Source organism: Paraburkholderia nodosa (assembly GCF_001718195.1).
Lineage (GTDB): Bacteria > Pseudomonadota > Gammaproteobacteria > Burkholderiales > Burkholderiaceae > Paraburkholderia > Paraburkholderia nodosa_A.
The window spans coordinates 330,748-342,853 of record NZ_MCNV01000002.1; the positions used below are offsets into that span (position 1 = coordinate 330,748).

11 protein-coding genes are annotated in these 12,106 nt (G+C 64.5%); 5 read left to right on the forward strand and 6 right to left on the reverse strand.

The features are described 5' to 3' along the window. Nucleotides 1-5: 5 nt before the first annotated feature. Nucleotides 6-950 carry a LysR family transcriptional regulator gene (locus BFD71_RS04830; protein ID WP_069262137.1) on the reverse strand — a complete coding sequence of 315 codons (945 nt, stop codon included), beginning with the start codon at nt 948-950 and terminating at the stop codon, nt 6-8. A gap of 126 nt (nt 951-1,076) precedes the next feature. On the opposite strand from BFD71_RS04830, the gene BFD71_RS04835 reads away from it, so the two are divergent. Together BFD71_RS04835 and BFD71_RS04840 are read left to right on the forward strand one after the other, a co-directional pair. Beyond that, nucleotides 1,077-1,718, forward strand: a complete 642-nt coding sequence (locus tag BFD71_RS04835) for a glutathione S-transferase family protein (protein ID WP_069262425.1) — start codon at nt 1,077-1,079, stop codon at nt 1,716-1,718. 33 nt (nt 1,719-1,751) lie between these two features. After that, nucleotides 1,752-3,791, forward strand: a complete 2,040-nt coding sequence (locus BFD71_RS04840) for a 2Fe-2S iron-sulfur cluster-binding protein (RefSeq protein ID WP_069262138.1) — start codon at nt 1,752-1,754, stop codon at nt 3,789-3,791. Between the two features lie 30 nt (nt 3,792-3,821). On the opposite strand, the gene BFD71_RS04845 is transcribed toward BFD71_RS04840, so the two are convergent. Continuing rightward, nucleotides 3,822-4,622 (reverse strand): alpha/beta fold hydrolase, encoded by an 801-nt coding sequence (locus BFD71_RS04845; RefSeq protein ID WP_069262139.1) that lies wholly within the window; start codon nt 4,620-4,622, stop codon nt 3,822-3,824. A gap of 144 nt (nt 4,623-4,766) precedes the next feature. Here BFD71_RS04845 and BFD71_RS04850 point away from each other — a divergent pair, with 144 nt between their 5' ends. Next, nucleotides 4,767-5,660 carry a LysR family transcriptional regulator gene (locus BFD71_RS04850; RefSeq protein ID WP_069262140.1) on the forward strand — a complete coding sequence of 298 codons (894 nt, stop codon included), beginning with the start codon at nt 4,767-4,769 and terminating at the stop codon, nt 5,658-5,660. 29 nt (nt 5,661-5,689) lie between these two features. On the opposite strand, the gene BFD71_RS04855 is transcribed toward BFD71_RS04850, so the two are convergent. Further along, nucleotides 5,690-6,274 (reverse strand): DUF308 domain-containing protein, encoded by a 585-nt coding sequence (locus BFD71_RS04855; RefSeq protein ID WP_069262141.1) that lies wholly within the window; start codon nt 6,272-6,274, stop codon nt 5,690-5,692. 151 nt (nt 6,275-6,425) lie between these two features. Between BFD71_RS04855 and BFD71_RS04860 the strand changes: the two genes are divergently transcribed. Then, the gene (locus BFD71_RS04860) at nt 6,426-7,907 is read left to right on the forward strand and encodes an HD domain-containing phosphohydrolase (RefSeq protein ID WP_069262426.1); all 1,482 of its coding nucleotides are present in this window, start codon (nt 6,426-6,428) and stop codon (nt 7,905-7,907) included. A 143-nt stretch (nt 7,908-8,050) separates the two neighbouring features. Here the strand turns inward: BFD71_RS04860 and BFD71_RS04865 are convergent, their stop codons facing one another. Both BFD71_RS04865 and BFD71_RS04870 read right to left on the reverse strand, forming a co-directional pair. Then, a complete protein-coding gene (locus BFD71_RS04865) occupies nt 8,051-8,416 on the reverse strand; it encodes a hypothetical protein (protein ID WP_256094491.1) in 366 nt (121 codons plus the stop codon). A gap of 26 nt (nt 8,417-8,442) precedes the next feature. Further along, entirely contained in the window at nt 8,443-8,874 is a 432-nt protein-coding gene (locus BFD71_RS04870; RefSeq protein WP_176732825.1) for a hypothetical protein, read from the reverse strand. Between the two features lie 182 nt (nt 8,875-9,056). On the opposite strand from BFD71_RS04870, the gene BFD71_RS04875 reads away from it, so the two are divergent. Further along, the gene (locus BFD71_RS04875; RefSeq protein ID WP_028204625.1) at nt 9,057-9,752 is read left to right on the forward strand and encodes a response regulator; all 696 of its coding nucleotides are present in this window, start codon (nt 9,057-9,059) and stop codon (nt 9,750-9,752) included. On the opposite strand, the gene BFD71_RS04880 is transcribed toward BFD71_RS04875, so the two are convergent. Continuing rightward, nucleotides 9,749-11,761 carry an ATP-binding response regulator gene (locus tag BFD71_RS04880; protein ID WP_069262143.1) on the reverse strand — a complete coding sequence of 671 codons (2,013 nt, stop codon included), beginning with the start codon at nt 11,759-11,761 and terminating at the stop codon, nt 9,749-9,751. The two genes, BFD71_RS04875 and BFD71_RS04880, sit on opposite strands and share 4 nt — an antisense overlap. Nucleotides 11,762-12,106: the final 345 nt, after the last annotated feature.

Consider the following 12,106-nt stretch of genomic DNA (forward strand, 5'->3'; position numbering starts at 1 on the left):
CACGCCTACGCGGCACTCTTCGCGATCGTCGCCTTCAGTGCTTCGATGACCGCCCGCACCTTGCCCGACGGATAGCTCGTCGGTGCAAACACGGCCTGCACATTCAAAGGTACGCCAGACCATTCGGGCAGCAAGCGCACGAGCGCGCCGGACGCAAGATCCGCGCGCGTCGAGAAGTCGGTCAGCGCGGCAAACCCGCCACCCGCGAGGACCGCCGCGCGCGCCGACGTCGCCGTATTCACGCTCAGAGCATTCGCGCAGCGCACCCGGCGCACGGCTTTGTCGTGGCTGACGCGGCCCACCGCGGGCCGCCCGGCATCGCGCGTCAACTCGAGCGTCGACGGATGCCGCAGCACGCTCATCGCAATGTGTGGCAAAGACGCCAATGCGTTCAGCGACTTCGGCATGCCGTGGCGCTCAACGAACGCGGGGCTCGCGACCAGCCAACGCACGTAGCTTCCTAGCTTCACCGAGCGGTAGTTCGAGTCGGGCAGATTGCCCAGCCGCACAGCCAGATCGATCCCCTCGCCGATCAGGTCGACATAGTGATCGGCGCAAACCAGTTCGATGTCGAGTTCCGGATACACGTCACGCAGATCGACGAGCGCGGGCGCGACGATCTGCGCGCCGTAGTCGACAGGCGCGCTCACTCGCAGCGTGCCGCGAGGGGGCGCGGCTTCCTCCGAGACGGCCGCTAGTGCCTCTTCCGTCATCTGCAGGATGCGGCAACTGGCGTCGTAAAACGCACGGCCTGTATCGGTCACGGATAGCTGCCGCGTGGTGCGCGTGATCAGGCTCGCGCCGATCTCGCGTTCGAGGCGCTGCATATGCGCACTGACCATCGTCTTGGCGATGCCGAGCCGCTCGGCCGCCGCCGTAAGCGATCCCGCTTCGACCACGGCGACGAACACCGCCAGCCGGTTCAGATTCACGTCGCGTACATCCGTCATCGGCGATTGTCCACTTTCGATAGAAAATGAATGCAAGCTTAGCAGTCTTCTCGCGCGCGCAGCCATTGTCTAATGTGAACACTCCCTGTCGCTTCATCCCGAAGCGCTTTCGTTGTGGAGAACAAGATGCCAACCGCCCGTCCCGCCACGCCGATTCGCCTGTATACGGCCTTGCTTTCCGGCCACGGACACCGCGTCCGGCTGTTCCTTTCGATGCTGGATCTGCCGTTCGAGATCGTGCCGGTGGATCTCGCCGCGGGCGAGCACCGCCAGCCCGAGTATTTGAAGCTGAACCCCTTCGGCCAGGTGCCGACCATCGTCGATGGCGACACGGTGTTGTTCGATTCGAACGCGATCCTCGTCTATCTGGCGAAGCGCTACGGCGAGCCGTCGTGGCTGCCGGACGATCCGCCTGGCGCGGCAGCCGTGCAACGCTGGTTGTCGCTCGCAGCCGGTCCGATCGCGTTCGGCCCGTGCGCCGCGCGTCTCGTCAACGTATTCAAGCGCGATCTCGATCTGGCGCACGCCCAGCAAATCGCGCAGACGCTGCTGCCGTTGCTCGATGCCGAACTCGCACACAAGCCGTTCGCCGCGGGCGATCACGTGACGATCGCCGATATTGCCGCGCATACCTACATTGCGCATGCACCTGAAGGCGGCGTGTCGCTGGAGCCGTATCCTCATCTGCGCGCATGGCTCGAGCGCGTCGCCGCGTTGCCGGGCTTCGTGCCGATGCCATCGACGAAAGCGGGCCTGCTCGCCGCCTGAACGAAACTCGCACGCCGTCACCCCGAGGCCGTCATGACCGCTCTCCCCGACCTGAATCCGTACCGCACTGCGGGGCCGTTTCACGACGGCGAGCGCGAGGCGCAATTGCGCGCGGGCGTAGCCGACGTCGCACTCGAAAACGGCTCGCGCGGCATCCGCGATTACATGCCGGACCAGCATCGCGCGTTCTTCGCGATGCTGCCGTTCATGGTGTTCGGCGGCGTCGATGCAGCCGGTCAGCCGTGGGCGACGCTGCGTGCGAACACGGCGGGCTTCGTGTCGACGCCGGACAGCCGCACGCTGCGCATCGACGGCGGCGCGCTGCCAGGCGATCCGCTCGAAGGGAGCTGGGTGCCGGGCGCGCGTATCGGCGGGCTCGGCATCCAGCCGCACACACGGCGGCGCAACCGCGTGAATGGCGTGATCGAAGCGGTCGATGGCGGCGTAGTGACGCTCGCCGTCGAGCAGAGTTTCGGCAACTGCGCGAAGTACATCAATGGACGGGAACCGGCTTTCGTCGGCGATACGCCGGCGCGCGCCACAGTCGAACATGCGCAGGCACTCTCGGAAGAAGACCGTGCACTGATCGCGCGCGCGGACGTATTTTTCATCGCCACCGCCAACCTCGATGATGCAGCGGGAGCGGCGGGCGGCGCCGACGTGTCGCATCGCGGCGGCATGCCGGGCTTCGTGCGGATCGACGACGCGAGCACGCTGACCGCGCCCGACTTCAGCGGCAACAAGTTTTTCAACACGATCGGCAACCTGCTGCGCGATCCGCGCGCGGGGCTTCTGTTCGTCGACTTTGCGCGCGGCGATCTGTTGTATCTGGCCGTGCGCGCCGAAGTGATCTGGGACGGCCCCGAGATCGCACTATTGCCGCTGGCACAGCGGCTGGTGCGGTTTCATGTGGCAGAAGTGCGCCGCGTGCGGGAAGCCTTGCCGTTGCGATGGTCGGCGGTCGACTATGCGCCGCAGTTCGCGCAGGCTGCAACGGAATCCTCGCCAGCGGCTGCTCCGAAGAAAACCGACGCGCGCACGTGGCGCACGCTGCGCGTGGCCGAGGTGCGCGACGAATCCCAGACGATCCGCTCGTTCCACTTCGAAGCAATCGACGGCGAGCCACTCGCGCCGTTCGAAGCTGGGCAGTACCTTCCGCTGCGCGTCGTCATGCCCGGAGCGGACAAGCCGCTCATGCGCACCTATACGCTCTCCGCTGCGCACGACGCCGCACGTCCGGCGCGCTACCGGATCAGCGTGAAACGCGAAGGCGCGGTGTCGCGCTGGCTGCATGAGCACGCACGCATGGGCTCGCTGATCGAGACCCTGGCGCCGCGCGGCTCGTTCACGCTCGATGCACGCAGCCCGCGCGCGATCGTGCTGGCGGCGGCAGGCATTGGCATCACGCCGACGCTGGCGATGCTCGACGCGGCACTCACGCTCGAGCCTCAACGCCGCATCCACGTGTTCCACGGGACGCGCGGCGAGCACGAAAGGCCGTTCGCAGCGGTGCTGCGGAAGATCGAACGCGCGCATCCGAACGTCTCGGTGCATCTGTACTGCAGCGCCGCGCAGCACGACTCGCCCGACGGCGACCGGCTCGCGGGCCGCGTGAACATCGATGCGCTGCGTCGCTTCCTGCCGTTCGACGACTACGACTTCTATCTGTGCGGCCCCGAAGCGTTCATGCGCGATCTGTACGACGGCCTGCGCGCGCTGAATATTGCGGACGAGCGGATTCGTTTCGAGGCGTTCGGCCCGTCCAGCCTGAAGCGTGTGCCCAAGCACGCTCCCGTTGCGAGCGAGGCAACGACAGTCAGACCGGTGACATTTGCCCGCAAAGGGCAAACAGTGCAATGGCAGCCGCAGCACGGCTCGCTGCTCGAAACCGCCGAGCGCTGCGGCGCCCACGCGATGTCAAGTTGCCGCTCGGGCATGTGCGGGACCTGCGCCACGCGCGTGCTCGATGGCAGCGTGGAATACGACGAACCGCCGGAGTTCGACACCGAGCCGGAGTTCGCGCTGATCTGCGTCGGGCATCCGGCGGCGGGCGGCGTGACGCTCGATCTCTAGCCGCCTTGCTTGCTTCATGCGTGTCCAGCGTCAGCTCGGCGCGCGCAGAAATCGCACGACTTCGTCGTTGAATCTCTCGGGAAACTCGATGTTGGAGAGGTGCACCGCCGGGAGCATCAGCAGCCTCGCGCCCGCAATCGTCTTCGCCATTTGCACGCTATAACTCGCTGCCGTCACCGTATCGTGCTCTCCCGCAATCACCAGTGTCGGCCGTGCGATGCCCGCAAGCGACTCCCGCATATCCGCTTCCTGCACGGCGCCCCACGAACCGGCGAGGCCATGCCGGTTCGTCGTGGTCAACATCGCACGGAACGCGTCGACCACCGGATCTGCTGCCTCGAGCATGTGCGCCGGGAACCAGTTGCGCAGGAAGGTTTCGGCGGTGTCGATCATGTCTTCGGCCTGCAGGACCGCCGCAATCGGTGCATCCCACCTGGCCGCCGGCCCGAGCCATGGCGCAGTATTGCTCAGCACCAGCCTGTCGATCCGGTCCGGCGCATGCACGCCCAGCCATTGGCCGACAATTCCGCCCAGCGAGAGTCCAAGAAAATGCGCGCGCGCCAGGTCGAGCGCGTCCATCAGTTCGAGGACGTCCTGCCCCAGACGCGCGAGCGGATACGGCCCCGCGGGAACGCTCGACGCGCCGTGCCCGCGCGCATCGTAGCGCAGCACGCGAAAGTGCTGCGTCAATGCGGAGATCTGCCCGTCCCACATGCGCAGCGTGGTGCCGATCGAGTTCGACAGCACGATTGTGGGATTGTCGTCGCGACCGTCGAGCCGATACGCGATACGCGCGCCGTCGGTCGTCGTGAGGAAGGAAAAGCGCGCCATGACATCTCCTGCAAAGAAGGCGCTGTCGGGCGCGGCGCCGTTCGCCGAACACCTTGTGCAACGCCAGTTGGCAGGCCGAGTATGGGTCGCTCAGAATTCAAATAAAATTACAAAGATTGGACAAAAATTGTCATATAAATCGACATGGCAGATTTCACGCTTCACGACGTGCAATGCTTCGACGCCGTCATCCGGACCGGGAGCTTCCAGGCTGCCGCGAGCGCACTCCATCGATCCCATCCTGCCGTCTTTGCTGCGGTGGCTCGGCTCGAAAGCCAAACGGGGCTCGCCTTGCTCGACCGCAGTGGCTATCGCGTGAAACTGAGCGCCATGGGCCGTTCGTTTTATGAGCGCATGCAGCCACTCCTGAGCGAAGCGGAAGGCTTGCGTCAGCACGCAGCGCAACTGGCCGGCGGTGAAGAAAGCGAACTGAACGTGGTTCTTGGCGATCTGTGTCCGCGCCCGGTTGCGCTGAATCTGCTCGCGCGCTTTTTCGTCACGTGTCCGCGCACGCGGCTGAATCTGCATTTCGAATCGGTTGGCGGGCCCGTAGAGCGGCTAAAGGCCGGCCAAGCCGATCTGATCCTGCATCGAGTCGATACGACCGACCTGTCACTGGAGTGGCTCGTGCTCGGCAAAGTGCGCCTGGTTCCGGTGGCGGCGCCTGGCCTGCTACCGGCGCATCAAACCGGGACGCTGCGTGCGAAGCACTTGCGCGACTACGCGCAATCCGTGATGCGCGATTCCGCCCAGCAGCCCGGCGACTCGAACTTTCTGGTCGTCGAGGGTGCGAGGCAGATCACGGTGCCCGACCAGGGCATGAAAAAGGACGTCATCATGCAGGCCCTCGCGTGGGGGCATCTGCCGGACTTCCTGATCGAAGCGGAGCTGCGTAGTGGCGCCTTGAAATCCCTTGCGAGCCGGTCGCTCCCGGGACATACGGAAACGCTGGTTGCAGCGAGGCGCCGCGACGCCTCGCATGGCCCGGTTGCACAGCGATTGTGGGCCTGCCTGCAGGAGAACGCGCCGATGATCTAGTCAGGCGACACGCCACCTGCGCCGGTGCATCAAGACGTTCTGGCCATCTTGCTTCGCAGCTGGCCAGCCGAAAGCCACAGGGCAGAGAGCAGAAAGTAGACGGCGCCGACCGCTGCATAGCCCGCCACCTTCTCGATCGCAGAGGCCATCGGCGCACCGCCCTGCACGATGAAAAGCACCCCGGCCAAAGCCGATTGAGCACCGCTAAGTATCATCGCCCATTGCGCACCGAAGCGCTTCCAGCGACGCACGGCGGTGCCGAGCTGAAGCAGCCCGGACAGGATGGCCCACACGCCAAACACGCCCAGCACGCCATGCGCGCCCAGCTTCAACGCCACGATCACGGCGACCGTCGTCAAGATACTGATGCCGACGTTGACGACTTGCGTACGGTTTTCATCCGCCCCGCCGCTGCGCGACATGTCGAGGTAGTTGGCCAGGGCATCCCATGCCGGATAGACGACGAGCAGTGCAGCGATTCTGGCCGGCGAATGCTGCGCGAGTGAGAAAGCCAGTGCGACCCAGGCCGCGGAAAACGCGGTCCGCACAAAGTAATACTGCCTGAGCCAGCTCTCTTCGCGAGTGAGCGTGATATCTGAGTGTCGATCAGCCATGGCAACTCCTGAACAGTTCGTGACAACGGTGCAAAGGATCGCACTCGCCTCACTTCTGCGGCATCGGTCGAATGACCGACCCTCGCGGGGTCGAATGGCGTTGTGACGTATAGTGATCGAACGCCTGACGTGCGCTCTGCCTCCCATGCCGATGACCGACGACAAAGCTGGCCTTTTCCCGCTGCGCGTGTTCGATGCCGTGAAAGCCCTCGCCTTCATCGGCGATCTGAGCATGGGCCAGCCCACCGATCATTCGCCGCGCACCGCATGGCTCGCGGCTCGCCTCGCGCAAGCCGCCCGGCTCGACGCGTCGACGATCGATACCGTGCGGGAGACGTCGCTGTTGCGTTGGTCGGGATGCACGGCAAACGCGGCGGGCTTCGCCGACGTTTTCGGCGACGACATCCAAAGCCGCGTCTCGATGCTCGACGGCCGCACAGACTGGTTCGCGCCACTTGAATCGCGTGGCGGTGCCGCCGCGGTGCTCACGCCGCTCGCGCAGACGCACTGCGAAGTGGCGGGCGAAGTGGCGCGCATGCTGGGTCTCCCCCTCGCAACCGAAACGGCGTTGCGTCATATCTTCGAAATGTGGGATGGCAGCGGTGTGCCTGCGCATCTTGCACGCGACGCCGTGCCGGTGCCCGTGTTCGTCGTCGCGCTTGCCGGAGATCTGGAGATTTTCAGTCGCACGTATGGTGTCGAGCAGGCGCTCGGTCTCATTGCGCAACGCGCCGACACGCGCTATCCACTGCGGCTGGTCGAGACCGCGCAGCGCGGTGCGCCCGTTTGGCTCGCGGAACTGGAGCGTGCGTCGGCCGCCGATCTCGACGCCGCGTTGACGACATCGCGTATGCAGCAGGCAACGTCGGCGGAACTGATCGCCGACGTCATCGACCTCAAACTGCCCTGGATGACCGGCTTCTCGCGCGCGGTCGCGGCGACGGCCGCCCGCTGTTGCGAACGTCTCACGACGGACAAGGCCGCGCACGAACGCGTCTATCGCGCAGGATTGATTCACGGAATTGGTCGGGCGGCGGTGCCCAACGGCATCTGGAATCTGAGCGCGCGTTTGCCCGAAAGCGCCTGGGAGAAAGTGCGCCTCGTGCCTTACTGGACGTCGCGCGCAGGCAGGCAAGCCGGCGCGCTCGGCGATGCGGCCGAACTCGCATCGTATGCCTATGAGCGGCTGGACGGCTCGGGTTATTTTCGCGGCGCACGCGGCGAGGCCATGACGCTGGAGGCGCGCGTACTGGCTGCGTCGGTCGCGTGGGTCGCGTTGCGCTCGGTGCGTCCGTGGCGAGCCGCGCTCTCCGACGCCGCCGCCGCGCAACAGCTGCGCGACGAGGTCATGAGCGGCCGCCTGAGCGGCGAAGCGGTCGATGCGCTGCTGGCCGAAGGTGCGGTTGCGGTCAGGCGCCCCGCGAGCCCCACGGCGCAGCGCGCGCCTCTCACGCCGCGCGAAATCGACGTGCTGCGTGCCATCTCGCGCGGCGCGAGCAACAAGGAAGCCGCGCGAGAACTGGCGCTGAGTCCGAGCACAGTGCGCACGCATGTCGAAAGCGTGTTTCGCAAGTTCGAATGCTCCACCCGCGCGGCGGCGACACTCAAGGCATCGGCAATGGGCCTGCTTTAGGAACGCCGCGCGTTGCCGGGTCCGGTTTCAGCCACGCGTTGCGGCTAGTGCAAATTAACAGCTCCTTTGTCACTGATTGTTTGGTGGTCTCTCACGCTACCCAACTTGTTTGATCTCCTCTGCTCCCCCGAATCAGGCATGACTCAGTCTATTTCGCGTCCCCCGGCTCTGGCCGCGAACCGATCCAGCAAACACTGCAGCCGACGCTCCTGAATGTGCAGAATCCCCGGTGTGGAACGGAGCTCGAGCACGCGGGAGTGCCAATAGCTCGCGCTGAATATCGCCATCGCCTTGTCCGCGCTGATCGCGCTTTCGAGGTGCGCAATCGCCGTGTCGAGCGTGTGGACAGTGTAGGGACTCTGCGGCCGCCTTTCTGTCTCTGGCTTTATCTGAATCGTTTTCTCGCGCCCTGCCCGCTTGCCTCCCGCCTGGCTATCGCACTCCTGCGCAAGCAGGGACTGCAGGCGCTGCTCATCGAGCCCGTCATACCGGATGGAGTTGTCTCGCATCGCACCGTCTCCTCGTCGACGATCGCTCACCAATTATCGTCGAGCCTGTTCCGACGCTCGCTGACGATGACCGTCGGGCCCGGATTGTCGTGATTAACCAGGGTTGCATCGGTGCAAACGGTGCGGGCCGCTTTGGCGCCACGGCGGTGGCGTGCGACCGACTCCAGCAGGCTCAACGTGATGCAGAAACTGCGGTCGATCTGCTCCGTCCAGCACTTCTGGTCATAGGCGGCCAGGGCCTGCACGAAGACGTCGTAGATCTGGTCGGGAAAAGTCACACCGCTCGACTCGATGCGGACCATGAGCGCCCTTGCCCGAAGCAGCTCGGCCAGGATCGTCGCGTCCGGCTGGGTCGCCGGTTCAGGCTCCGGCTTGCAAGGGCGTACGCGGGTTTCGTCGTCCGACGCAAAGCGGAAAATATTCAACAGGCTTTTGAAGTCGGGATGCGGCGTATGCATGATGGTGTCCCTCATCGTCCGAACTGCAGCGACTCCATCGTGCGCGTGCCGGGATTCTGGCAAAACCGGCCATGGCGGGGGAAAAGCGCCTCCAGAAGGCGGCCCCACGAGCGTCCCCCGCTTTGGGGGGATCGCAACCTGCAGGATTGCGGGTACAGTGGGGACGACTAGAGAGGCGCTCGATGGACAACCTGTATTTCCGGCACGTACTGCTCGTCGAAGACGAGGGCTTGACGCGTATAGCGATGAAGAGCCTGATCCTGACTTCGGAGCCGACGCTCGACATCGACGAGGCCGGCTCGTACGACGCTGCTGTCGAACGGCTGCAGAACAAGGCTTACGACCTGGTCTTTCTCGACTACCAGATCGGCGACAATCACACCGGACTTGATTTGCTGCGCTGGCTGCAGGAGAACGAGCGCGCGGCGCATGTGGTCATGCTGTCCGCGCAGGACGACCGCGAAACCGTGCTGGACTGCATCAAGAATGGCGCCGGCGGCTTCATCTCGAAGGCCAGCGAGGAAGGCGGCGCGGTGTTCCGGGAAGCCCTGCAGACCATCCTGAACGGACGGGTCTATCTGCCCAACAGTGTGCTCGGCAAGGGCGGCCATACCCCGCAGTCCCCGGGGCCGAGCAAGGCCATTCCGATCGATTCGCTGAACCTGCCGCCGCGTCTCGCGCAAACCCTGGGTTTTCTGCTGCAGGGCATGTCGAACAAGGCCATCGCGCGAAAGATGAATATCTCGGAGAACACCGCAAAGGAGTACATCAGCGATCTGCTGAGCCGGTTCAACGTGTCGCGGCGCACGTTCCTGATCGTCGAAATGGCACGCCGCGGCATCGAGATTCCCACCGTTGCGCACGCCCCGGCGGTCTAGGTCGCCCGGGCCGATGCCTCCGTCAATTCGAGCATGCGCGCAATCAGCAGGTCGGGAGCCAATGGCTTGCTGAGCACGCAGCGCTCCGGCAACACGCCCTGCGTGCTTGCCACGGCTTCCCCCGTCACCACGAGACACGGCACGGGCCGCGCAACGTGCTCGCCGAGGAGCCGGATGACGTCGTGTGCGGTCGAATTCTCCGGCAACCGGTAGTCGCTGATCACCAGGTCAGGGACGCGCTCGATCGACTGCAACAGTTCGTCGAGTTCGGCTACGGAACGCACCGAATCGGACAACACCCCCCATCGCGCGAACAGCGCCTCCATCGACGCGCGCACGAGGCTGTCGTCCTCGACCAGCAACACGTAGAGACCACGAAGCGACGACGGTGACAGCGACGAGGCCGCATCGGCGGGCGATATCGCCGCATCCTCATGCGCGAATGGATCCGCCACCGGCATGCGCACCGAGAAGCGCGACCCGTGACCCTCGATCGACTTGAGTTCGAGACGATGTCCCTCGAGCAGGGACACCACCGCATTCACGATCGACAAACCGAGCCCGAGCCCTTTCTCGCGGTCCCGCTCCGGATTGCCGAGCTGGACGAACGGCTGGAAAATCGCGTCCCAATGCTCCGACGCGATACCGATGCCGTTATCCAGCACATCGAGGCGAACATAATTAGGCATACGAACCAAACCCACGAGCACCGTGGAGCGCCCCGCTTTCGCGGGATCCGAATATTTGATGCCGTTCGCAATGAGGTTGCTCAGCACGCGGGGAATCCAGTCGGCGTCGGTGCGTACCCATGCGGGCTTTTGCAGCGCCTTGGCATAGCGCAGCACGACGCCGCGGGTCGCCGCGAACGACGCGAGCTGCCCGACCGTCTCCTCGGTCACGCGGCTGAGGTCGACGCTCGTATAGGTCGGGTTGACGTGCCCCGATTCGAGCTTCGACAAGTCGAGCACCGCGTTGAAAAGACGCGCCGTCAATACCGACGCCTTGCGCGCTTCGCCGATCAGCTTGCCCGATGCTTCGATGTCGCGCGCTTCCAGCGCTTCGTCTGCCGCCGCAAGAAACAGGTTCAGCGCATGCATGGGCTGGCGCAGGTCGTGCGCGGCCGCGGCCAGAAAGCGCGACTTCGCCCGGCTCGCCTGCTCTGCCGCTTCGCGCTGCTGCTCGCGCAAGGCGATCAGGGCTTCCGACTTGGTCTGCTGGTCGCGCCGTGCGCGCTCGAGGTCATGATGCTTTTGCGCGAGTTCGGCGTTGGCGCTCTGCAGCGCAGCGTTGCTCTGCGCAAGTGCCTGGACGGCAACATACCGGTCGCGCACGTGCCGCTCGGCATTCACGTTGACGCTGTGCCCGAGCACGGCGACGTTCAACAGATAGAACATGCCCGCGGCGAAGTTGTCCGGCTCGACCGCCTGAGTGACCAGTTGCGCCATCACGATCACGGCGATCACGCATGCGGTCAGCATGAGCGTCGCCTTGGCCCGCAGGCGCAGAAAGCCGAACAGATAAAAGAGAATTAAATAGAAGCCGACAAAAAAATGGGTGAAATTGAATGGGCGTGGAGCAAGGACGGTTTGCATCAACAGGCAAAAGCACATGAACGCCAGGCCCGAAAGCAGGATCCAGTGCGCAACCTTGTCTCGATGAAATTCGAGCCTGAAAGCCAGCACGATGCCGATGGTCGCGCCAATCGCACCGGCGCAACGGAACGCGAAAACCTCCGGGAAGTACGGCCGGAACACCGGACTGGTCTGCGCAAGGCTGATTTCCCAAAAGCCGAAGCACACCCAGATCAGCGTTCCGAGCACCAGCGCCGCACGGCGAAAGTCGGCGAAGCGCCGGCCATACTCCTCCGTAAATTCGCGTTCGACCTGTGGATCCTCGAACCGGCCGGGCCAGCACAGCATATCGACCAGCCATGCGCGAACCGCGCTGGGCGCATGCGAGCGTTTGAGGAATGCCGATTCGGTCGCCGATTGAAACCTGAATATGCTCATCGCATCTCGCCGGTATGCTCGCTGGCTGACGAAGCAGGAAGCACGTCTCGTGCTTAGGCGTGCCAATCCATTCTAGTCGGTCACAGACTGCCCTGCCGCTTCCCCGCTGGAAGCGAGGATATCTTACGCCAGCGGACCACAAGAGATGTCATATAACATGGTGTTCGGCGCGCAACGATCCGGTATCGTGGCGGATCACTTCAGGCTGCCCAGATACTTCGCATTCCTTCCGAATTTCTCCGAAACACTCGGTGCCGGACCGAGGCGTTCCTTCACGGTGCGAAGTGGCCGGCCTTCTCCCCCAATCCACGCACTAATCTATTTCCTGTTTCGATCAGCATTCGT